We start from the raw sequence: 23,888 nt of genomic DNA, 5'->3' as shown, positions 1-23,888 counted from the left end.
AAGCTAATTCACAACATTTACATGAAAATCAAGTATGAACTAATGTCATTTTAACATGGTTACATAATAGACAACTATTACCTGCTACCCAACTCCCCCAAAACCCCCTTAAACAACACCGAGGAATTCCGCATCACTAAGTCCAACGGCAACTTTTTCTCCGCTCCAATCACTACATTCCGCTCTTCATAATCAATTCGAACCGGAACATCTTGAATGTAATAGCTACTAATAGTTGAAGCTTCGTCTAAGTGTTCGTGATCGAGCTCGATTTTCACTTGTTTCGCGAATCTGCGCAGCGTTTTCCATAGTGTTCGTTCTTCTTTTGACTTCATAAATAGTTCTGGGAGCTCTTGTACTTCTTTTAGTAAAGACATGCTTGTCATTGTGTATGTTTGAATGCCATATCCTATTGGACGAATGATGTTGTTTCGTTTTTTCCACGATGATAGTTTGAAGTAAACCTGGTCATCGGTTTCACTATGTTTTTTGATCTCAACGTTGTTAATTTTTGCAACGTACTGAATCCCACCATTTTCACCGCGCCATTTTTTTGGTTCATATAATGCAATGTATTTTGCTTCTTGCCAGCCTTGCTTTAATGCTGCGACAGGAAGAGAATACGTTCTTTCATTTATATATGTTTTATATTCTTCTTCCGTTTTTGCTACACCAATGAGTACTTTTTCATCTAAGGACGATTCCCACTCTTCCTTTACACCCCGTGGAAGGATTCCTTCTTTTATAATTTCTTCTGGACTTTTCTCAATGAGATTTTCAAGAAATTGTTCGACTAATCTAGTTGCATTTGGCAAAAACGGAAAACCACCAATATTTACTTTTTCGATACTTTTATAGAACGGGTGATGTTCGTATTCTTCCTCTTGATTCCATGGGAATAATATGTATGCACCGTAAGCAGTTCGTTCGTATGGTCCATCTTGATTCACAACTAATGCATCTCGATAACGATGCATTGTGTTAATATCTTCTTCCATCGGTCCAGGTGTTTTGTACCTTCTATTATAAGAGGAGCCATCTTTCGCGAAATCGATCCGATATTTTGCATCGAAAATGTATTGGTACTTATAATCCGTACCCTTCTTTTCAATCGCAAGCATCGTATCTGGTTTTTGTGTAACTGTCGGTAAACTACCGCTTCGCTTTTGAAAGTATAGTTCAATGATTTCATCTGTTTCCGGATGTTTAAATGTTCGTTTTGCTGTTTTACTTTCATCAAGTGTGACATATAGTCCATCTTGGCGCACTTTTATAATATCTTGCTTCACCGTTACATACTTTTTCGATAAAATTTGACCAAGCTTTAAATACGTCCAATATTCATATAATCTTGCGACGTCTTTGACAGACATTTTGAAAACTTGTCCTCTGAGCGTAAGTCCCCTCGATAACATTAAAAAGATTTGATAGGCATCCCGATAACCTGTCGCCATTTGAATAACAAGAGAAAAGACAGCGCGATCTAATTTTCCAATCTCACTCCAAAATGGATCCCTCAGTTCATTTTTTATACTGTCTTTCATATTTTTCACATTGTGAACAAGCTCTTCTTCAGCTGAACCTTTTTGCATGGAGCAATGTAAATCATCAACTTTGTGTAATACCCGCTGCAACATCCATTTTACGAAACGATTTTCTAGCGTATTATAAGAGACTTCTTTATACGCTGTCATTCCTTTAGATGGAACCATGCCTTTTCCTGATTGCTGGAATAAATGAGGTCTTTTCCGTAAGTAGTTCATCCCAACAGAATCAAGGCGGCGAATTTTTTCGCCTTGTACAATCCGATGTTGTGTTATAAGCGCATGATGAGGCTGTCTTTTAATATGAGAAATAGCCTTCATAAACTTATTAAAAGAATCACTTAGTATACGATACAATTCACTTTTTGATGGATTAGAAGCATACATTGTTGATGCTCCTAAATACGTTCGTTTTAACATATGGAATGCTAGATTATAGATTTCATCGTTCACTTCTTCTAATAACGCACGATAATCATCTTTATAATCGAGCTTTGATGGAAAAATTTCTAGTGTAACTGTTACTAATGTTTCTTCCCCGTCACGAATCTCAAATGTTGTATACCCAACCTCATTTGGAAAAGAAAGATTCCCCATTACAATATTGAGGTGCCCCATGCTTACAGAGCCAACTGCCTTTCGAAGCAACGGATGTTCATGATAGAAATCTAGTTCTTTATTTGCTTTCGGAATAACAACGAGCTGATAGTTTCTATTCTCAAAGAAAATAGGAGGGTGTTCAGCCAGCTCATTTAGCTCTCCTGACCGGACATCATATATATGAATTGAATCTGTTCCTCCTGCAACGTGAAAGTACATCATTTCATCCGTAGGAATGGGTCGTTTTGCTTTCATACTTTCATATTTTGCATGATACGGATTTCCTTTTATAATAAGTGACAAATCCGCTGTCTCAATTTTAACGAGCTCTATCTCACCGTTAGATCCAGAAAGAGGTGAAACCATCGTATTCTAACCTCCTTAACATGTGAGACAACTTCTTCGTAGAACGTGCATACTTTGCGTCAAACACTTCTTCACCATCATACTCTCGTCCAGAGCATAACTCATACAACCCTTTCAATACCGCTTCCGTTCGTCCGTCACTTCCTGCGATTCGAGGTAAAACCTTTTGGTAAATTTGATAATCTAGCGCCTCTTCTGATTCTAGTAAACTGCCTTCTGTGCTATAAGCCATATAGAAACAAATTTCATCACGCACACGATATCCAACTTGCGCTCCAATTTGTTCAAGGATGTTATTAACTTTCGTTAAAATGTTAGAGACTTCTTTTACAAGTTCTTCATGCTCTTTAAAACATTCTTTTAAATGAAGAAACTTTGTCGTTAAAGAAGAATTAGAAGCATGTTTCGCCAGCTTCTCTTCTGATTCCATTAAGAAATCGAAAGAATTTAACTCCACTTGATTAAATTCAATCGTATTAGCACGATCTAATACTTTTTTACTTAACGGGTGCGTTGTTTCATCCATATTGATTGTTCCTACGATATATACATTATCCGGAATGGTAATGTGTTCTCCAACGATATCTTTTGGAAGAACCGCTAACGTTATAATCTTTCCGTCCTGCCATCTACGACTTTCAATCACACTTAAAAAATCACTGAAATAATACTCAACGCGTGCTAAATTCATTTCATCGAGCACAACAAAATAAGGCTTATTCGGTTCTACTTCCGCGGCCTTTAGCACATTTAATAATGATCGTTTTTGAAACTCACCTTGAATATTCACATAACCAAGTAAATCAGAGCTATCACTCCAATCAGGACGCACCGGAATTAGTGTAAATTGACCATTCTCTTCTGTTGCTCCTAAACTTTCTGCAAACCACTGCACAATCTTCGTTTTCCCTGTACCAGAAATACCTGATAGAATGACAAACGGCTTTGTTTTTAAAGATAGGAAGAAGTTAATTAAATCTTTTTTATCATAGTAAAACCCTTTACTTCGAATATAAGAAGACACATGCTTTACAATTTCTTGCTGCGTTATGTATACGTTCTCTTCCTCACGAACCACGTCAACATCAGTCCCTTTCTCTCTAAAGGCAATGTACTCTTCATAGTAACCTAGCATTTCTTTTAAATCGGCTACTAACTCGTCCTCACTTGGCATGTTATCAGCTTCGTATAAAATGTAAGCAGCCGTAGAGGTTGCATAATCCTTAGCATATTTATTTGTTCCTAAATAAATATCATCATCTGTTTTCACTTTGCTAGACATAGGAATACGCTCACGAATTTCCTCTTTTATCTTGTCCATCTCTTCTTTAGAAGTTTCGGTTACACCTTGTGCAAACGTTAAATATAACCGTTTCATATCCTCACTAAATAAATAAACGATATAATATCCCCTTTGCGTTGATATCGTAATATTCCTATTCATAATAGCGAGCCACGGTATCGCTGCCCAATTCCCTTTTCCAGCTGATCCTATTACAGCATATTGTTCTTCTTGTATGAAAGGTAAACGAAAAATCTCTTCTTTCATATCATTTCTAACAAATGTACTAATCTTATGTTTAGCAAACATTTCTTTTCTTGCGTTTAAATATTCCTTCATCACTACTAAAAAATTCTCACGTAAATTACTATGCATAAGTTCTCCTTTTCTCCCACCTGTTCTTACATTTCTTGCTTACCATTATTTCTTTATAACAAATACATCTATATAATCCAAACAGACTAATTTGTATCTATATCAATTATTCATTTCATTATCTTGCACAACTCGATGAACAAATTCTTAAGTATCTACTTTTGCAAGCAAAACCAATTACAATTACTGTTATTTTAACAAATTATTAATAGGAAAACATTGTTTACCTTCCATACAAAACACAACCACACCCTTAAAAAAGACAAAGTGAAACTTCACTCAGCAGGGGGGCTTCATCCCCACTGAGTGTTAGCCCGGCCAATCGGGCTTTTACATTCAAAAACGAAGACGGCTGTTCAAGCACTCGAGCCACAAGCTAATCCTTTCTGTAGCTCGAGTGCTTTAGGAGTCATAGCTAGATACGGACTGTAAATAGCGGGATAAACTAGACATACAAATAAGCCATCACTCCATAAAATGATGGCTTATACACTCTTATACAATAGAAAACATCAAATACACACCAACAACAAAGAAAACAGCAGCGGTCTTAATTAAAGTAATACCAAAAATCTCTTTATACGCTTCCCGATGCGTTAATCCTGTCACTGCAAGCAAAGTGATAACTGCCCCGTTATGTGGAAGAGTATCCATACCTCCTGCTGCCATTGCAATTACGCGATGCAGCACATCTAATGGAATATCAAAGTTCGCTGCTGCTTCAATATATTTGTCTGCCATTAAACCTAATGTAATACTCATTCCGCCCGATCCTGATCCCGTTAGCCCGCATAATATATTCGTCATGACCGCTCCGTTGATTAAAGGGTTTGAAAATGTCCCAGTCAAATAATTTTGGATCATAACAAAGCCAGGTAAAGCAGCGATAACGGCACCGAATCCATACTCAGCTGCAGTGTTCATCGCAGCTAAGATTGAACCACTTACACCCACGCTTGTAATAGATTGAAAATGGTCTTTTACCGCTTGGAAGTTTAATAATATAGCGGACAGTATACCGATAAGAAGTGCGATTTCCACTGACCAAATACCCACAACTTGTGCCATATCAATTGTTCCGTACTCCTTCAAACCGATGGACGCAAAATCAAATCCCTTTGTATACCAAACGGGGATAAATTCTGTAAAGACTTTATTCATCACCCCAACTAGTACGAGCGGTAGGAAAGCTATCCAGTAACTAGCTGGAATAGCATCACCTGAAATAATCGGCGTTGGTGCTGCTTGTGCACTAGTTGTAGCAGCCAGTTCAGACGCCGCATCACCTTTTCCGAAATACCCCTCCCCTTTAGCTGCCGCTTTCTTCCTACACCTTTCCAAATACAGCATACCGAATGTAAAAATAAATAACGCTCCAATAACCCCTAATGTGGGAGCTGCGTAAATATCTGTTTTAAAAAATGTAGTTGGAATAACATTTTGAATTTGAGGCGATCCAGGAAGCGCATCCATTGAAAACGTAAATGCACTGAATGCGATTGTCGCTGGAATGAGACGCTTCGGAATATTCGCTTCGCGAAATAATTGCGCTGCAAATGGATAAATCGCAAATACCGCAACAAATAAACTGACGCCACTGTATGTAAGAATCGCACCCATTAACACGATAGAAAGAATGGCTCTTTTCACACCTATGAAATGGATAATGATTTTCGCAATTTTTTCTGCGATTCCAGTGATTTCAACCACCTTACCAAATATCGCTCCAAGCAAAAACACAGGAAAATATAATTTTATAAATCCGACCATCTTCGCCATGAAAACATTAGAAAAGAAAGGTAAAACGTGCACTGGATCAGTCAAAAACACAGCCAGTAAAGCACATAATGGAGCGAATAAAATGACTGAGAATCCCCGGTAAGCTACAAATATAAGCAAGCCAAGCGACAACAACACAATCAATAAATCCATAACTGTAATCCCCCCTCAATTCTCTCAAATTTGTTTTAAGCTTATATATGTTGTTACGATGCCTACCAAAGGCAGACATCGTATTCTTTTTATTTATGCTGAAAAAGCGGTACTCTCTTTTCTATAAAAGCTTCCACTCCCTCTTTTACATCACTTGTTTGAAAGACATGCCCAAAATTTTCAGCCTCTATTTTTAGCCCTTCCTCAAGAGAATAAGATAATCCTTTATTGATAGATTGCTTCATCAACGATAAAGCAGGAAGGGAGAATCGAGCCATCTTCCCAGCTAGCTCCTTCGCTTTGTTCAGCGCTTCACCACGCGGAACAACATGATTTACCAAACCAACTCCTAGGGCTTCTTCAGCAGTGAGCGGTTCACCAGTAAACATCATTTCTTTTGCCCTCGCAGTTCCGATTAAGCGAGGCAAACGCTGCGTTCCTCCCGCACCTGGAAACAAACCTAGCGTCACTTCCGGAAGCCCGATTTTGGCATGGTCTTCTATAATCCGCAAATCACATGATAAAGCTAACTCACACCCGCCCCCAAGTGCTAATCCGTTAATTACAGCGATTACAGGCTTTGATAGTCTTTCTATTTTATTTAATGGGTTCTGAAGCCACAGTGATTTTTCTTCTGCATATTCACTCCCTTTCCCAATCCATTCCGGAAATGACTTGATGTCCCCTCCGGCAACGAAAGCTTTTTCCCCAGCGCCAGTTAGAAGTACAACAATGACTTCATTATCCCGTTCAATTTCATCAACCGCCGTCGTCAATTGTTCAATCACTGCATAGCTCAATACATTCACAGGAGGATTATCAATGATAATCGTCGCGATTCCTTTTTCTTTGGACCATGAAACAACTCGCTTATTTTCCAATACAATCCCTTCTTCCCAATATGTAATGAGGTGCTTTAACTCGTTCTTTTAATGACGTATCCGGCCTGCTCGCGATCCCAAGCAGTACCGATCCCTTCTTCCTGTAGCTTGAACTTCTGAATCCGTTCCGTCGCTGTTTTTGGGAAAGATTCACGAAACTGAACGTATCGCGGCACCATAAAGTAAGCCATGCGTTCTTGACACCAATCTATAATCTCTTCATGAGACAGCGTTTCCCCTTGCTTCAAAATCACATATAATTTAACATCCTCTTCCCCCACTTCTGACGGGACACCGATAGCTGCTGATTCAAGCACCTTCGGATGATTGTTCACGACCTTTTCAATTTCCCAAGAAGAGATGTTTTCCCCCCGTCTTCTAATACACTGTTTGATTCGATCGCAAAAATATAAGTAGCCTTCCTCGTCCTGATAACCGCGATCTCCTGTATGGAACCATCCTCCTTCCATCGCTTCCTCTGTTTTATCTGGCATTTTATAGTAACCTTCCATGAATGTTTGTCCTTGTAAAGCACGGATGAAAATCTCTCCGATTTCACCAGCCCGTACTTCAGTTCCTTCCTCATTCACAATCTTCGTTTCTACGTAGGAATAAGGTTTTCCGATAGAAGGTGGCTTATTAGCGTTCAATGGATTCGTTACACAAAACCCTGTCGTTTCCGTTAATCCGTAGCCTTCTACAATTCGGACGCCAAATCTCTCCTCAAACGGCTTCCAAAATTCCTTAGGCGTAGCGGCACAAGCTGTCACCCTTGCTGGATTTTCATAATCATTTTCCTTTTCCGGTTGCTTACAGAGAATCGGAATCATAGACCCTAAAGAATTGAAAATGGTTGCGCCATGACCTCGAATCTCATCCCAAAAACGCGAAGCACTAAACCGCTTTCCAAGAGCAATCGTCGCATTGGAAGAAATAGCACCGAGCACTGTATGAGCTTGAGCGTTAATATGAAATAACGGCAACGCTGTAAATAAAATATCTTGCGAATTCGCGCCAACTATATAAATGGCGAATGACTTTGCAGAATTGACATAAGCAGAATGACTTAACATGACCCCTTTCGGTAATCCAGTCGTTCCAGAGGTGTAAAGGATACTGTTGATAGAAGAGGAGGAAACAGATTCATTTGGAAGATAGTGATGATTTGTATTCAATACGTCTTTCAATCCAATTACCGGTCGTTCTTTGCCATCATCCATAATGATTACGCTTTCATTATTACTGTGGACAACAATTTTGATTTCCCTTTTTATAAACGGTAAACAAGAAGCAACTTGAGGAACAAATTCCTTATCAACAATCATCAACTTACAATCGGAGTGGGATAAAATATACTGCAGACCTTCTCCTTTTAAATGCACATTAAGAGGCACTGCGATTACTCCCATAAAAGATAAAGCAAACCATACATCCAGATATTCAGGGTTGTTATGAAGCATAATACAAACCTTGTCACCTTTTTGAATACCGAGTTCACAAAGTCCCGCTGCGGCCCTTGTAATCCGATGATAAAGCTCCTCATACGTAACTCTTTGTTCTTCAAATTGTAAATACACCTTATTAGGCGACTTTTCAATACTCTGCATAAGAAAATGTGGCAAACTCTGATTCTCAAGCACTAGATTCCATCCCCTTCCTATTACAATTCTTTTTATTTATATAGCAAGAACCGTGCCAAAAATCGACTCACTCTCCATTCCCTTATTCCTTCAGGGGCAAGCACCACTCTCCCTTACATAGCCACCTTCACATGTCGCATATATGCTACAAACGATAACAACCATGTCGCATATATAAGAAAACGTCGCAAAAACGCGACAAATAAAAAAGGGCCTATTCGCCCTTTATCCAATTCCGTACTTTTCTATTTTTCGATATAAGCTAGCCCGATGAATCCCCAAAAGTTCAGCTGCCTCTTTTATATTTCTAGCTGTTTTCTCCAAAGCTCTCGTAATCACCCGTTTCTCAGCGGATTCCACTTCCACCTGCAGTGAATAACTTATCTCGTTCTCCCCTTGATATCTCTCATGATATAACTCTTCTTCCAAATCTTTTTGCCGTAAATAAACAGGAAGGTGTTGCACGTGAATAACCGTTCCTTCCACAACATTCATCGCTCTCTCCAGCACATTCTCTAGCTCCCGAATATTCCCTGGCCAATCATGCTCCATAAATATGTCCCTCACTCGCTTATCCAATGAAAGAACGCTACTATCAAGCTCCTTATTCAATTTCCGAATTAAAAATTCCGTTAAATGTACGATATCTTCCTTACGTTCTCGCAGTGGAGGAATATCAATCCCAAACACATGTAGCCTATAATATAAATCCTCTCTAAATTCCCCTCTTTGCACCATTTCACGAAGGTTTCGATGCGTTGCCGCAATAAAACGGACATCAATCTTATGAGTTTTTGTGCCGCCGATTCTTTCAATTTCTTTCTCTTGCAGCACCCGAAGCAACTTCACCTGCATGTCCAAAGACATATCGCCGATCTCATCTAAAAACAACGTCCCATTATGAGCTAGCTCAATCTTTCCAGGCTTACCACCTTTTTTCGCTCCGGTAAAAGCACCCTCTTCATACCCGAACAATTCAGCTTCTAAAAGATCCCTCGGAATCGCAGCACAATTCAACCGAATAAACGCACCATCAGCACGCGGACTCGCATGATGAACCGCATTGGCAAAAAGCTCCTTCCCCGTTCCACTTTCTCCTCTTATCAAAACCGTAGACCGACTTTTTGAAACCTTCAAAGCCATCATTTTCACTTCTTCCATTTTCGCACTCTCACCTACAATACTTTGAAACGAAAATCTCCCTTCTTGCAGTCGCTTTAACTCAGTTTGATAGTATGATAACTTCGATTCCATTGTGCTAATCTGATCTGCTAAAACTTTAAACTGCTGGATATCATGAAACATGATTTTACCAATCGCACCAATAACCTTCCCTTTCTTCATAATAGGGATACGATTTGCAATAACATTCTGACTATTCACGCGCTGAATATGCCCAATTTCCACCTGTCCCGTCTTCACAACAATATGCATCCGCGTATTCTCAACAACCTCCGTACAATGCTTCCCAATCGCTTCTTTCGGATCATTAATCCCCAAAAATTGTGCATAAGCACCACTAAAAAAATTGATGATTCCTTGCTCATTCACCCCTATAATACATTCAGACAGTAAATTCAAAGCATTTTCATATCGGCTAATAGCACTTTCCAAAGACGATATGCTCTTCCCCTTATTTTCTAGAATGACAATCGATCCGTATTCTTTCCCACCTTGATATATAGGAGATTCATTCACAACGAATACTTGGTTACCAAATTTACACTCATACTTGTACAAATTATCATTTTGATTGACTACTAGCTGTTTACGATTAGGGATAATCGCCGATATGTGTTTACCCTTTATTTCATTTTCGTTTTTGTTTAGCATGCTATAAAATGATGGATTACTGAATGTAATGATTCCATCATGACTTGTAACCGCGATTCCATTATTCATTACCTGAAGAGCATGACTCGTTAACTGCAAAGTTCCTCCTTCATCCATATGCATTTGGAAGCCTCCTATCAAATCTTGCTCTTTCTCGCATGTCATATATATACCTTGTGAAGTACTTGAAACTTCTAAACTGTTAAAAGCGAATATAGAATTTTAAAGTTTAACTAGAACATTAAAAAGGTAGTGAATGAAAATATCCAATTTATAAAGGGGATTGTAACTACCCAGCCACTCTATAAAACAACACAAAAAAGTATTCTTTAAAGTGAGCGAGAGGGACTGGCGATGCATAGAAGCGGTCAGGGCTTTTTTTGCTTTTTGTTTACGTACTTTTTTCCACATCTTCAAGCATTATCCCTTCACACTGTGACTAGTAGGTTTATGTTTTCTAATAAGTCTGCTAGTTCTTCTACCTTATGCTCCTTACTTCTCCCTTCCAAATCTACACATTTGAGATAGACTACACTGAACTAGACAAAAAAATTAAGATCGTACCATTTTTGCTTTCACCACCAATTACAGATAATAAGTGGCCGATCTCCTCTTGATCCATCTCACCGTCCGCACCCATCATGTATAAAGTGAAACTTCACTCAGTGGGAGTTTTCTTCATCCCCCACTGAGTGTTAGTTGAACGAATCGGGCTTTTACGGGCTGTTAATGCGGGATAGTAAAGATGTAGCAAATGCAAAGTGAGGTGTCATATCTTTTCCTTTATCACCTTTAAACATATCAAACAAACCCATGGTGTTCTCCTCCTATATGTAAAATACAAAGTTTACTATCACACAAAATGACTGTTTGGAGTTAGTATAGTCATATAGATACAACTGAGTTAAACCCTTACAATGTTACCAATTCAAAAATGATATAATTAATAAACCCCAATATCCCAATCCAAAAAGGAGAAACAAAACCATGCCAACCCAAAACAAAACCCTACGAACATGCAGCAAAGGCCACGACTATTATAAAAGCAGCGATTGTCCAACCTGCCCTATATGTGAGAAAGAACGTAAACCGGAGAGCGGATTTCCTTCAAAACTTTCAGCACCCGCTAGAAGAGCTTTAGAACACGAAGGAATTACTACCTTGCAGCAACTATCAACATTTAGTGAAAAAGAGATTTTGAAGCTTCATGGAATTGGACCAGCTTCCCTTCCTGTGCTTAGAGCTTCTTTACATGAAAGTGGGTTATCGTTTAAAAGCTAAATAAAAAGTACTTCGTTACCAGCTAAGGTAATGAAGTACTTTCGTTCTCTAAATAATTAAAATTCATACGCCACACTACCCACAAACCGAAAGGCACAATCACGGTGAACAATCTCTTCTACCCGTCCATCATATCGGAGGTTATATACCAATATCACAGCATTTGTTTTTTCATCTAAAGTAGTTTCAAACAGCTTCTCAAATTGTGGAATGATATCCTCATCGTATGAGCAACCTTCTATTAAGTTTCGCAAACAACTCTGCTCCCTATCATGAGCAATTGCTTCTAAAAAATCTTCGTCGTAATCATACATAGCAATATGGAAGTCAGCTAAAAAAGGAGCAGGCAGACAATCTTCATCTGTGTAAATAAGTTCGGTGTACCGCTGCATCTTCATCTCATCTCGTATATGACCAATCCATAGTGAAACATAACCTTGTTTCTCCATGTTGCCCCTCCTACGTTTTATATGCTCGGAATATCAAATACAGTTCCTGGTGATTTATTTATTAAGATTGGCGGAACATTATTATACTTCTGTAATTTATATCGCTGTGTTTTTGTTAATGGTGGATCAAATGATATACACTGTGACTGAAATTGTAGATTCGTAATTTTATTGTACAATTGTAGTAAAAAGTCTCTCCATTCATGGCATGTAGAGTTTAAAACATCCTCTTCGTTTTGCAGCATGCTATATCCATCTCCATCATGAAACAGAAGCAACCCTGTCCCGAAGTCACATACTTTGTTTTCCATAATTACTGTTGGAATAGAAAGACCGTCATCCCAGTTATAGTTTGCGGCGAAAATATGAAGGGTTAATGGATTCGTAATAATACTTAATGTCCGAATGATTTCGTCCCGTTCCTCGTTGTAAAGTAAGCTTTCCAACAATTCCATATCTACACTTCTCATACAATATCACCCCTATATTTATCATTCCTTCATAGAAGCCTTAAATCATTTTTGATATATTGAAAGTATAACTAAAAAAGGAGAATTTTGGTGTGGATAAGAGAATAAAAACATTAAAATCTGTTGCGAATACAATGAATTTTATGAGTATCTTACTCATCACTTTACCTGTTTTATTCGATTCTAACGAAACAATTGCAGGCAAGATTTCTATTACAATTACGGTTACGATAAGTGCTTGCCTTATATTTTTTGCGACATATTTTATCTTGAAGAAAGCTATTGTAGGCAGGGGAAAGTAAAGCGAAACTTCACTCAGTGGGGGGGGCATCCCCAACTGAGTGTTAGTTGAACCAATCGGGCTTTTACGGGCTGTTTATCTCCCACCTAAACCTCTCTGAATCCTCTAATTTTTGAGGTGGGAGTCTTACAGCCCGTTAATGCGGGATAAATAAACAATGCCCCTCGATTACCGTCCTCAATCTCATTTCCTTTTAAATAGTAAAGAGAAGCAATATAAGGAAGAAGAAAATTCATATTGTGAAACAAACCAACGAGAATATAACAAGCTTTTCTTTGATTTGTTTTACTAGTTACTCAAGATTTTATACACTCCAACAATAAATCGGGGCACATTTGCATGCAAAATTAAACAACACCACATGACAAGTCTAACTACCGAACTGTCATGTGGTGCTCTCAAGTTATTGTATGTAAAGATTATTCCTACCTTAAAGATTTCCTTATTTTAAAATTCTATGTTTGAACTTTTTATTTTCGCTTGCGGATTAACCACCATACAAAAGCTATAAACAGCATAAGAAGCGGTATTCCCTGAATGAAGAAAAAACCTTTCCAAAAATCAAGTACCGTACTGTATGGAGAGTCTGTCGCCATCCCGCCTATAAATAAAGCCATTGGAATTGCGAGTATGTTTACCCCTACGCTAAGCATTATGAATGACAAGTTTTTCGCCTTGACTTTTGGTGATTCGGCCTTAATGAATGCGAATATCGCCGCACCAAATATAAGAAATAGAACTCCGTAAAATATAATATTCTCCATAATTATTCCCCTATTTAAATAACACAGGCCTCGCGATTCTTCTGAGTTGTAATGGACCTTCATGTAATTTGCATACCTTCTTACATAAGCTTACATGTTGTATCAAGTTAAAACTATTACTTTAATTAAATACGATTCCCTTAAACAAAGCTTCTACAATCTGAAATGCTCCTAGAAAATATGGTATAACCAGCCCGATTAGTACAATAAAAACAATCTCTAGATGTACATTTTCATCCATTTTCTCTCTATTTTTATTTCTCATACTTGTGCCAGCTGCAATTCCTAGCAGTGTGAAAAATCCACCTTTCAATAAGCCCCCACCATACAACATAAAGCCTTCTTTAAAAGAATCCGTAGAACCTCCCGAGAATACCAATCCAACTAATGCGTAGAAAAGGAAACAAGTTATTTCTATAAAATATAAAACTCCTATTATTGAATAGAGAGAGATAATGTGTGTCGTATACCCCTTTTTCTTCGCTTGCATTTGCATAAATTTTTATTCCTCCTTATACTCCATCAAACATTTATATTTATTTTTACATTTCCAAACAGAAATATCCATATTTTATTATTAAGACCTTTCACTTTACCGAGTTCTGCATAGTCGTCAAGTAGTTCATGTAATTTCTTTACTCTCATATTCAAAATAAATACTTCGGTCAGAATCGAACTCTCTTTTTTTCGCTTCAATGTCTTTTAATGTTTCGTCTACCTTTTTTAATCTTATAAACAAAAAGCTAGGAATATATCCCTTAACAATAGATTGAATTTTCAGATTAAAATTGAGAAATGTTAAATACTCCCTTCTGATACATTCACATCTTCAATCCTGCTTTATAATGATTAAAGATAGCATGTATATAAGATAGGGAGGATACTATGGACGTTTCAGTGAATGAGAGTCAACAAATCACAAAACTATTGGATGAATGGTATATCAAAATTCGTGCGCGGCATGTTACTAAGGCTAAGAATTTAAAAATTGAGATTGAGAAAACACTTCCTAACATTGAACAAGATCAATCTTTATTTTTATATTATTTACTTATTAATTTTAGGTATGAATACTTATTAGATAGTCTAAGTATTTCACAAGAAAGTTTTAGCAAAATTGATGCTATCGACGAACCAACAGATGAACTCTTATCGTACTACTATCACTTTTTCAAAGCCATTCATTCTAATATAACAGGTAGTCACACTTTAGCAAGAAAACATTACGAGAAAGCTGAATTATTGTTAGAGAACATGCAAGATGAAATTGAGAAAGCAGAATTCTATTATGAGTTTGCTATCTTCTACTGTCATACACAGAAACCTATCGACACAATACACTACCTACAAAAATCAAAAGAAATATTCTCAAGTCATGAAACCGAATATGAAGTCAAAATTGCTTTTTGTCACAACCTTTATGGATTAGCTTATACTCACTTAAAAGAATTCGAACTAGCTGAAGAGCACTATTTAACTGCGCTAGAACTATTTAAAAAAGAAGACGAGGAGTATTTTTCTTTAATCGTTCGTCATAACCTTGGATATATGTATGCAAGTCAGAATTTATCCAGTTTAGCTCTGCGTCATCTATCTGAAGTAACTCAGAAGATGCCAAATAACTATAAAGCTATGTTCATTCAAGCTAGGGAATACTCTAAATTAGGAGAGATACAGAGAGCTAATGAACTAATTGAAAAAGGAATACAAATTTGCAGGGAGTTAAATAATGAAGGTTATATACACCACTTCATTATTTTGAAACATATAAATAATAACTCTCCAACAAGTGAGCTTGAAGAAGTTGTGAATGCAGGATTTTTCTATTTTGAAAGAGAAGAACTTCATGAATATACTCACGAATACAATGAAATTTTAGCTTTGAAGTTTTACCAAGAAGATAACCATTCAAAAGCAAGCAAACATTTCTTCGTAAGTAGCCAAGCTAGAAAAAAACTTTTTGAAAGAGGGGCTTTAAAATGAAAAAATTAATCATCGGTTCACTAAGTCTATTAACTGCTTTCACATTAACTTTTGGTGCTTTCAGCGCGCAAGATATTCAAGGAAATTCTAATATTAAGCCGTTAACACATGGGCATACTGGATGATAAAAAGAGGCTGATAAACAGCCTCCTTTTTTATAAAATAATATGTTTCTATTTCAATTCATCCTATAAATCACCCAAGATAAATATGTAGCAAAGGAAGACCATAGAAAATAAGGAACAAGAAGATACGGTGCTATCTTAGATAATTTAGAAGATGACACGAGAAGAAGTAGTGTTGTAACAGCTACTAAGAAGCAATCTATTGTAGCTAACAGTAAATCTTTTTGTCCAAATTGAAAGTAACTAAATGCTTGGTTAAATATGTAGTTTAAAACAAGTAAACTCCAAAATAATACGGGCTGAAACTTGTATTTACTATAAATAATTGTAGCAGCTAGCGCAATTAATCCAAATAATACAAACCAAACAACTCCAATTGTCATACCGGAAGGGGTCCAGTCCGGCTTTTCTAACGAATTGTACCACATATAATCTACCGGAAATAAAATACTTGATACATAAAATAAAGCATATATGATTAAAAATACGATGACACTAACTCTGCTCATAGTCTTTCATTCTCTTTCCATTCTTCTACTTGTTTAAATGTTGGACTTATTAAAGTGCCAAATTGATCGTATTCATTTCTCCAACTTTTCTCATACCTTTCTCCTTCTTTATCTTGAATAATGCAAAGTGAGCTATCCTGTTTATCTTTCAATATTTTTATAATCATCGTAAATCGCTCCTTATTGTTTAAATATTCAGTCTTTTTATTCGATCTCATAATATAAGCCCTACCTCTCTTATATCAATACGACTCCGCGGTCGCGCCATTGTTTCGAAATCGACTCGACATCCTATAAGCTACCTTTTTCTTTTCCTCATTATAAATACCCCGTACAATGAAGCATAAACCTTCTTTTTTATTCGAAATATTCCTATTTGTTTCTTAACGAAGCAACCTTCTTATTCACATAATAATTAGTTACAAACGCTAGCAGTATAAGCGATACTAAAGAAATACTTAGCATATAAATTAAATTTAATATCATATCTGTTAGTGCTTGATCCATATAGTATCCCTCTCCTTTTTGGTAAGTGATAATTTTTCTCGTTAGTACATATATACCCGCTTCCTCGTGTGCTAAACAAAAAGTTAATATTAATTTTTTCTTTTTTATAGGTTTAAATGTATATAATGTGGGTATTGTTTATAGTGGTACTACTCCAATCAGTTCCCCCCACTGTTTGGTAGCCTTTTACAAACTGTAAGACTCACACCCTCTGTTATGAGGCGGGAGTCTTACAGCACGTTAATAGCGGGATATATATTAGGAAGGTTTTTATGAATACAATTCACTCTACTACAATTACTTATAGCAGATTACCTACATTAAAGGAAATTCATCATATGTATGCACTTATAACAACATTTCAGTCGAGTGTCTTTATAAGTAAAAGCGGGCTTATGACTTCTATTCAAAGTTTCGCAACTTTCGTTTCTTTTTTCTTAATGCTGAAAGAACGTGAGTGTGTATTATTTGTTTTTGAAGGACCTGATGCAAAACAGGCGTTGAAAACGATATTTATAAAATGAGAGATTGACAACTTTATATAAAGTGAAACTTCACTCAGTGGGGGCTTTTCCCATCCCCCACTGAGTGTTAGTTGAACGAATCGGGCATTTACGGGCTATTTATCTCCCACCTATACTTCTTCGCTTCCCTTAAGTTTTAATGTGGGAGTTTTACAGCCCGTTAGTGCGGGATAGAATAGTCACTTTTCTAAAAGAACAGTGACTATTTTTTCATTTCCCCCTTCCCCTTTCTTTACCGCACTCATGTAACATTCGTAGTTGTACTTCTTAACCATCGCCTAGTTGAATGTTTTGAAAAATGCTATAATACAACTTGTATTTTTATTGATACATATCGAAATGGGGGTTTTCATGAAACAGACAACAAGTATTCGTTATAAAATCATGGCTGGTTATTTAATGATTATTTTTTTCTTACTAATCTCCTTTATCCTATTAAATAGTCAAATTTCTTCTTTGCAAAAATCAAGAAATTATATTGTGGATCATGATTTTAAAGTTCATAGCCTTACAAATCGGCTTGAAGTTCAACTACTTACGATTGAGAGTAATGCGCAAGCTTTTATTGTTTCGGATAATCAACATTATTTAAACGCGATTGAAACTGCAGAAAAAGATTATGCGAAGTATTATAATAGTCTGTTGTTATTAATAAGCAACAACCCGTCTCAACAACAAAAGTTAAAACATATTAATACAACTTCAACAAATTGGATAAAAGAAACGATTTATCCAATGATTGAAAGTAAAAAAGTAAACGATGTGCAAAGTCCCAATGATTCAGAAATGAAATCGTTACAGACTAAGCTTACAGAGTTCCGTACTACTGAAGAACAGTTAACAAAAGAGAGGGCTGCTCAATTAGATAAGAAAAATGAGAGAATCACAACGATTTTGTATAGCTTACTCCTTTTACTAGCTTGTATATCAATCTTAACTTCTACTTTTATTTCGAATTCGATTATTAAAACGATTAAAGATGTAATTCAAGCAATTAAAGGTATGTCCTCTAAAGGGAAGGTTACTCAAAAGATACAGGTGAAAACAAATGACGAGATTAATCACTTAGCGGAAGCTACAAATGATTTATTAGAGGAGTTCCAAAATCGTGAATGGTTCCAAACGCAAATAGCGGAATTGATATTAATGTATCAAGGTATTTCTTCTATTGATACATTTGGTCAAAAAGTACTAGGTGGTCTCATCGAGAAAACGAAAGCTTCATTTGGTGCCTTTTATTTACGCGAAGAAACAGAAAATGGAATCTACTATATTAAGAAGGCTTCCTTTGCGGATCAAAATGCCGAAGTTGGAAAACAATCATTTAAGATTGGTGAAGGGCTCATTGGCCAGTGCGCTTTAGAGAAGAAAAACTTTATCCTAAATGAAATACCTGATGATTTCCGTCTTATTAGTTCTGGTTTAGTAGAGGTACGTCCAAAAAATCTATTCATTATCCCAATTTTATTCGAAGATGAAGTGATTGCGGTCATTGAATTAGCAAGTATTACCGAAATCTCTGACTTACATCAAGATTTAATTCAACAAATTCTTGATAACCTTGGCTTAACCATTCATAGCATCGTAGGGCGTATGCGAATTCAGACGCTTTTACATGAGTCACAAACAATGACGGAAGAGCTACAGGCGCAATCGGAAGAATTACAAACACAATCCGAAGAATTGCAAATGCAATCGGAAGAGTTAAAAACGATTAATGAACAATTAGAATCAAGAACAGAGGAAGCTGAACAAAAATCAATGGACTTACAACTTGCGAAAAATGAGTTAGAAGACCAAGCAAGGGCACTTCTTCGCAGCTCAAAATATAAATCCGAATTTTTAGCGAATATGTCTCATGAATTACGTACACCATTAAATAGCATTTTAATTTTATCTGAAATGTTAATGGACAATAATGACCGTAACCTTTCTAATGAAGAGGTTGAGTTAGCAAACGTTATTCATTCATCGGGCAAAGATTTACTATCATTAATTAATGACATATTAGATTTATCAAAAGTAGAAGCTGGTAAGCTTGATGTCATTTTTAACGAAATGAGCATAAGTGAACTTCCTATAAAAATGAGACGTACTTTTTCACCTGTAGCGGAACAAAAAAATTTACAATTCCACATTACGGAAGATTGTGGTACATCCGATATTTTCTATACAGATGAGAAACGCATCGAGCAAATTATGAAAAACTTACTATCTAATGCATTTAAATTCACAGAAGGTGGAGCTGTATCGCTATATATAAAGCGGATAGAAAATGATGAAGTACATGGTGACATGCGTGCCATTAGCACAGATTGGCTTATTATTTCAGTAACTGATACTGGTATTGGAATTGCGAAAGAGCAACATAAGCTTATTTTTGAAGCATTCCAACAAGCAGATGGTGCAACCATTCGTAAATATGGCGGAACTGGACTTGGATTATCTATTTGTAAAGAATTCGCGAAGTTATTAGGTGGATGGATCACTTTAGACAGTCAACTAGGAAAAGGAAGTACGTTCACAGTGTATATTCCTAACTTGCCAGATGGTCCTCAGCATCAATCGTTACCACAGTTAGAATCAGCAGCAACGATTGACCTTGTGAACGCACCTACTATTGATATCAATGCAACTCCTAATAATGTAGTAGAAGAGACGCCATTTGTTTCAGAAGACAATCATATATTTCAAGGAAAAACAATCTTAATTGTAGATGACGACCATAGAAATATATTCGCACTGCAAAATGCACTGCAAAACCAACAGACAAAAGTGATTACCGCTCAAAACGGTGTTGAATGTTTGGAGATACTAAAAGATAACCAAAGCATTGATCTCATTCTGATGGACATTATGATGCCAAATATGGACGGCTATGAAACGATGGAAATCATTCGTACTGATCTTGGGCTAAAGGAACTTCCGATTATCGCCTTAACAGCGAAAGCGATGCAACATGATAAAGAAAAGTGTCTCGCTTCAGGAGCTTCTGATTATATAAGTAAGCCGTTAAACTTACACCAGCTCTATTCTGTAATGCGTGTATGGTTATTAAAATAAGTGAGGTTTAAACATAGTGGACGATAAGTGTTATAGTTTAGAACTATCATTAGAAGAAAATAAAAACACCAATTTAGAAATTGAGTTACTACTTGAAGCAATCTTTAAGTTGTCAGGTTTTGATTTTCGTCAGTACGCTCGCACATCTATTTCTCGGCGAATCTATAATAGAATGAAACTATCAAAAACCCCTACCATTTCACGATTGCTTGAAAAAGTCATACATGAAGAAGGGTTTTTAGAACAATTACTAAATGACTTTTCAATCAATGTAACTGAAATGTTTCGTAACCCTAGCTTTTTTCATTCTTTACGCCAACATATACTACCAGAGTTAAAAAAGCACTCTGAAATTAGAATATGGCATGCGGGATGTTCTACTGGGGAAGAAGTGTTATCGATGGCCATTTTGCTAGAAGAAGCAGGGTTAAGGGATAAGGCGATTATATACGCAACAGATATGAATCTAGACGTATTACAACAAGCAAAACAAGGAAAATTGCCTTTAAACAAAATGCAAACATACACTAAAAATTATATACAGGCTGGTGGTACAAGGGCTTTTTCTGAATACTATACAACAGATTATCGTTATGCGTATTTCAATCAATCTCTTTTAAAGAACATTATATTTGCGCAGCATAACTTAGTAACCGATCAATCCTTTAACGAATTCCACCTCATTCTTTGCCGTAATGTATTAATTTATTTCACAACGCCTCTTCAAAACCAAGTGCATAAACTCTTTTATGAAAGTCTATGCGAAACAGGATTTTTAGGTTTAGGAAATAAAGAAACATTACAATTTGCGGATGTCATGCCTTATTATGAGCGATTTGTCTCTTCTGAACAAATATATCAAAAAATCAAGTAAAAAAAGCGTCTAGAACCCGAATTTGTTGGATTCTAGACGCTTTTATGTTATTTTCAATTGAATCATAATCACACTCATATCATCAGATTGATTGTTCTTTTGTTCTTCTGAATAAAAGTATTTCATTTCTCGTTCTACATCTGTCCAAACGTTTTTCGTAAAAGCATATAGCTTCTCTTCTGCCTCAAATTCATTAGGAGCGATCGCTTCAAGTACACCATCTGTAAATAATAAAATTTGAGCATCTCGTTCAAACGTAATAACAGATTTTTTTACATTGATTTCATCAAAAAAGCCAATTGCACAGCTGCCATTACTTAGCTCCACCATTTCTGTTCCATCGAGTAACATATACGCTGGTGGATGACCTGCATTCGCATATTGTACTGTTTTCTCTTTCGTATTTACAACTAAGTATATAGCTGTGAAATAGTAAGGAATATTATCATTCTCATTATGTAAAAGTCCCATGTAGCGGTTTAACTCTTTTATGACTAACTCCGGGTCAACAAGCGACTTAATCGTTTCACGTAACACCGATGAGATGAACATACATACGAGAGAAGCCGATATACCATGTCCCATCATATCTAGCAATATAATCCCATAGCGATCCTCATCAATTTTATGCCAATAATACATATCTCCTGCTAGTTTAAAAGACGGTAAATATGTTGCTTCTATTTGAATCTCTTTTTCTTTTATCGGACTGCTTAATAAATTTCGCTGCACTTGCGTGGCTAAATCTAGTTCATGACGTAGTTTTTCTTCTTGCTCTTTATGCCAATTTAATTCTGATTTCAACCGTAACGCGACACGTATACGCGCTAACAATTCAGTCTTATTAATTGGCTTTGTAATATAATCCATCGCTCCTAAATCAAGGGCTTCCGCCAATTTATTTGCATCTTCTAGTGCTGTAACAAATATAATCGGAATATCTTTCATCAGTTCGTCCTTTTGTAAACGTCTACAAACCTCAAGACCGTCCATTTCAGGCATCATAACGTCTAGTAAGATTAAATCGATTTCATTATATTTTGAAGCTCCTGTTTCTACATGTAAGCGTTCAAAGAGTTCAGCTGCCGAATGAAGTAATACAGTGTCATGATACCCTGATTGATTTAAGATTTTTTGAATCACAAATAAATTAACTGGATTATCATCCACAATTAGAATCGCCACAAATTCTTTCCCCTTTTATCGTTAGGATATGATGCAATTTCCATCTTTATCGTCTAAGTATTACATAGTTTTTTATAAAACAAAAGAACAAACCCTCTATGGTGAGAATTTGTTCTACCATGTAAAAAGCTTTGTATTTTTTCTATATTTACTAAGATCTAATTCTTCTATATACTACTTATTTTAAAAAATAGTTTTTTAATTTACTTAAAGCCCTTCGTTGCATGCGAGACACGTGCATTTGTGAAATACCTAATTTCTCTCCTGTTTCCTTTTGGCTTAAATTCTCTATGAATATGTAATGAATTACTTGTTTTTCCACGTCTGTTAGTAAATGAAACACCTTTTCTAATACTAAACGCTGTTCTGTCTTTTCATACCCTTGTTCATGTTCACCAACAACATCAATCCTCGTTATAGAACTTCCATCAGAAGATTCATTTACTACATCATCTAAAGAAGCTAATTGATAATTACTTTTCGCTTCCATAATTTCTAACACTTCTTCTTCTGATATATTTAAATGCTGTGCGATTTCAATGATTTTCGGCGAACGTTGCAACTCGTCTGTTAATTGTTCTATTGCCATCCTTATTTTCGCCCCTAAGTCTTTTATACGTCTTGGGACATGAACGCCCCACGTTTTATCACGTAAAAACTTCTTAATCTCTCCCACAATAGTCGGAATAGCAAAGGATTCAAAAGCATGTCCTAACGAAGAATTATAACGTCTAATCGCTCCTAACAGCCCAAGCATCCCAACTTGTACAATATCTTCGTGTAAAGGTCCACCTTTCGAATAACGATATGCAATGGAATGAACGAGGTTTTTATAATGGTTAACTAACGCTTCTTGCGCTGTCTCACATTGATGCAACTGAAAGTCATTAATGTGAGAGAATATTTCTTCTTTAGTAAGCTTCATAGGTTGAGATTGTATTTCCATCATTCTCACCCTGCTCTCGTTGGATATGTTTTGTCATAAAAACGACCATTCCGTGATTATGATTCATTTTCACTTCATCCATTAAAGTATTAATTAAATATATACCTAATCCGCCCTCTGGCAATCTCTCTACCTCTTCATTCATATCATATGGACCCATCTTATCTTTCAAACTTTCAAAATCAAAACTTACTCCATTATCAACAATCATGATCTCTAGGCGATTTGCATAAAGTCCAAACGCAATTGTAATCTCTCCAGTACTTTCTTTATACGCATGCTGCACAACATTTGTACAAGCTTCACTTACCGCAATTTTCATATCTTCTATATCATCATAAGAAAACCCCATACGGTTCGCTACACCCGCTACCGTTAAGCGAACAATCGCAACATAATCTGATTTTGCAGGGACTTTCATTTCTATGCAGTCAAAATTTTCCTTCATCATTCA

21 protein-coding genes and 2 pseudogenes are annotated in these 23,888 nt (G+C 36.4%); 7 read left to right on the top strand and 16 right to left on the bottom strand.

Going from position 1 to position 23,888, the window contains the following annotated elements; genetic code table 11:
• Positions 1–77: 77 nt before the first annotated feature.
• The 7 genes and pseudogenes from BAMA_RS12650 to BAMA_RS25630 form a co-directional block, all read right to left on the bottom strand.
• Positions 78–2,510 carry a restriction endonuclease-like protein gene (locus BAMA_RS12650; protein ID WP_034639544.1) on the bottom strand — a complete coding sequence of 811 codons (2,433 nt, stop codon included), beginning with the start codon at positions 2,508–2,510 and terminating at the stop codon, positions 78–80.
• Positions 2,485–4,197, bottom strand: a pseudogene (locus BAMA_RS12645) (MrcB family domain-containing protein); the annotation flags it as partial. The pseudogene BAMA_RS12645 and the gene BAMA_RS12650, both read right to left, overlap by 26 nt.
• Positions 4,198–4,662: 465 nt before the next feature.
• Positions 4,663–6,099: a GntP family permease gene (locus BAMA_RS12640; RefSeq protein WP_034639543.1), complete on the bottom strand. Its 1,437-nt coding sequence runs from the start codon at positions 6,097–6,099 to the stop codon at positions 4,663–4,665.
• 89 nt (positions 6,100–6,188) lie between these two features.
• Positions 6,189–6,980, bottom strand: a complete 792-nt coding sequence (locus tag BAMA_RS12635) for an enoyl-CoA hydratase (RefSeq protein WP_034639541.1) — start codon at positions 6,978–6,980, stop codon at positions 6,189–6,191.
• A gap of 35 nt (positions 6,981–7,015) precedes the next feature.
• Positions 7,016–8,620, bottom strand: a complete 1,605-nt coding sequence (locus BAMA_RS12630; RefSeq protein ID WP_034639540.1) for an ATP-dependent acyl-CoA ligase — start codon at positions 8,618–8,620, stop codon at positions 7,016–7,018.
• 225 nt (positions 8,621–8,845) lie between these two features.
• Entirely contained in the window at positions 8,846–10,576 is a 1,731-nt protein-coding gene (locus tag BAMA_RS12625) for a sigma-54-dependent Fis family transcriptional regulator (RefSeq protein ID WP_034639539.1), read from the bottom strand.
• A 252-nt stretch (positions 10,577–10,828) separates the two neighbouring features.
• Positions 10,829–10,962: pseudogene (locus BAMA_RS25630) on the bottom strand (nucleoside triphosphate pyrophosphohydrolase family protein); the annotation flags it as partial.
• A 478-nt stretch (positions 10,963–11,440) separates the two neighbouring features.
• Between BAMA_RS25630 and BAMA_RS12620 the strand changes: the two are divergent.
• Positions 11,441–11,734: an RNA polymerase alpha subunit C-terminal domain-containing protein gene (locus tag BAMA_RS12620; protein WP_034639538.1), complete on the top strand. Its 294-nt coding sequence runs from the start codon at positions 11,441–11,443 to the stop codon at positions 11,732–11,734.
• A gap of 56 nt (positions 11,735–11,790) precedes the next feature.
• Here BAMA_RS12620 and BAMA_RS12615 read toward each other — a convergent pair whose 3' ends face one another.
• Together BAMA_RS12615 and BAMA_RS12610 are read right to left on the bottom strand one after the other, a co-directional pair.
• A complete protein-coding gene (locus BAMA_RS12615; protein WP_034639537.1) occupies positions 11,791–12,183 on the bottom strand; it encodes an immunity 22 family protein in 393 nt (130 codons plus the stop codon).
• A 17-nt stretch (positions 12,184–12,200) separates the two neighbouring features.
• Positions 12,201–12,653, bottom strand: coding sequence for a DUF4274 domain-containing protein (locus BAMA_RS12610; RefSeq protein ID WP_034639536.1), 453 nt, complete (start codon positions 12,651–12,653; stop codon positions 12,201–12,203).
• 92 nt (positions 12,654–12,745) lie between these two features.
• Between BAMA_RS12610 and BAMA_RS12605 the strand changes: the two genes are divergently transcribed.
• Entirely contained in the window at positions 12,746–12,955 is a 210-nt protein-coding gene (locus BAMA_RS12605; protein WP_034639535.1) for a hypothetical protein, read from the top strand.
• Between the two features lie 469 nt (positions 12,956–13,424).
• On the opposite strand, the gene BAMA_RS12600 is transcribed toward BAMA_RS12605, so the two are convergent.
• Positions 13,425–13,718 carry a hypothetical protein gene (locus tag BAMA_RS12600; protein ID WP_034639533.1) on the bottom strand — a complete coding sequence of 98 codons (294 nt, stop codon included), beginning with the start codon at positions 13,716–13,718 and terminating at the stop codon, positions 13,425–13,427.
• Between the two features lie 121 nt (positions 13,719–13,839).
• Positions 13,840–14,214: a hypothetical protein gene (locus BAMA_RS12595; protein ID WP_034639532.1), complete on the bottom strand. Its 375-nt coding sequence runs from the start codon at positions 14,212–14,214 to the stop codon at positions 13,840–13,842.
• A gap of 389 nt (positions 14,215–14,603) precedes the next feature.
• On the opposite strand from BAMA_RS12595, the gene BAMA_RS12590 reads away from it, so the two are divergent.
• Positions 14,604–15,701 carry a Rap family tetratricopeptide repeat protein gene (locus tag BAMA_RS12590; protein ID WP_034639531.1) on the top strand — a complete coding sequence of 366 codons (1,098 nt, stop codon included), beginning with the start codon at positions 14,604–14,606 and terminating at the stop codon, positions 15,699–15,701.
• Complete coding sequence (locus BAMA_RS25400; RefSeq protein ID WP_265182725.1) at positions 15,698–15,826, top strand: hypothetical protein; 129 nt, start codon at positions 15,698–15,700, stop codon at positions 15,824–15,826. The genes BAMA_RS12590 and BAMA_RS25400 overlap by 4 nt, the downstream gene beginning before the upstream one ends.
• Before the next feature lie 53 nt (positions 15,827–15,879).
• On the opposite strand, the gene BAMA_RS12585 is transcribed toward BAMA_RS25400, so the two are convergent.
• Both BAMA_RS12585 and BAMA_RS24530 read right to left on the bottom strand, forming a co-directional pair.
• A complete protein-coding gene (locus BAMA_RS12585) occupies positions 15,880–16,335 on the bottom strand; it encodes a TspO/MBR family protein (RefSeq protein WP_034639530.1) in 456 nt (151 codons plus the stop codon).
• Positions 16,332–16,553: a DUF4028 family protein gene (locus tag BAMA_RS24530; protein ID WP_235184451.1), complete on the bottom strand. Its 222-nt coding sequence runs from the start codon at positions 16,551–16,553 to the stop codon at positions 16,332–16,334. The genes BAMA_RS12585 and BAMA_RS24530 overlap by 4 nt, the downstream gene beginning before the upstream one ends.
• A gap of 561 nt (positions 16,554–17,114) precedes the next feature.
• Here BAMA_RS24530 and BAMA_RS12580 point away from each other — a divergent pair.
• From BAMA_RS12580 to BAMA_RS12570, 3 genes are all read left to right on the top strand, one after another.
• Positions 17,115–17,366, top strand: a complete 252-nt coding sequence (locus tag BAMA_RS12580; protein ID WP_034639528.1) for a hypothetical protein — start codon at positions 17,115–17,117, stop codon at positions 17,364–17,366.
• Positions 17,367–17,717: 351 nt separating this feature from the next.
• Positions 17,718–20,429 (top strand): ATP-binding protein, encoded by a 2,712-nt coding sequence (locus BAMA_RS12575; protein ID WP_034639527.1) that lies wholly within the window; start codon positions 17,718–17,720, stop codon positions 20,427–20,429.
• A 16-nt stretch (positions 20,430–20,445) separates the two neighbouring features.
• Positions 20,446–21,303, top strand: a complete 858-nt coding sequence (locus BAMA_RS12570; protein WP_034639526.1) for a CheR family methyltransferase — start codon at positions 20,446–20,448, stop codon at positions 21,301–21,303.
• Positions 21,304–21,345: 42 nt separating this feature from the next.
• On the opposite strand, the gene BAMA_RS12565 is transcribed toward BAMA_RS12570, so the two are convergent.
• The 3 genes from BAMA_RS12565 to rsbW all read right to left on the bottom strand — a co-directional run bounded on the left by BAMA_RS12565 (position 21,346) and on the right by rsbW (position 23,882).
• Positions 21,346–22,488, bottom strand: a complete 1,143-nt coding sequence (locus BAMA_RS12565) for a fused response regulator/phosphatase (protein ID WP_034639525.1) — start codon at positions 22,486–22,488, stop codon at positions 21,346–21,348.
• 178 nt (positions 22,489–22,666) lie between these two features.
• A complete protein-coding gene (gene sigB / locus BAMA_RS12560) occupies positions 22,667–23,437 on the bottom strand; it encodes an RNA polymerase sigma factor SigB (RefSeq protein ID WP_084157980.1) in 771 nt (256 codons plus the stop codon).
• A complete protein-coding gene (rsbW, locus tag BAMA_RS12555; RefSeq protein WP_034639577.1) occupies positions 23,400–23,882 on the bottom strand; it encodes an anti-sigma B factor RsbW in 483 nt (160 codons plus the stop codon). The genes sigB and rsbW overlap by 38 nt, the downstream gene beginning before the upstream one ends.
• Between the last annotated feature and the right edge of the window lie 6 nt (positions 23,883–23,888).

The organism is Bacillus manliponensis, from assembly GCF_000712595.1.
Classification (GTDB): Bacteria; Bacillota; Bacilli; order Bacillales; family Bacillaceae_G; genus Bacillus_A; species Bacillus_A manliponensis.
Note: the sequence above shows the minus strand (reverse complement) of the source record. Positions and strands in the feature narration are given on the sequence as shown.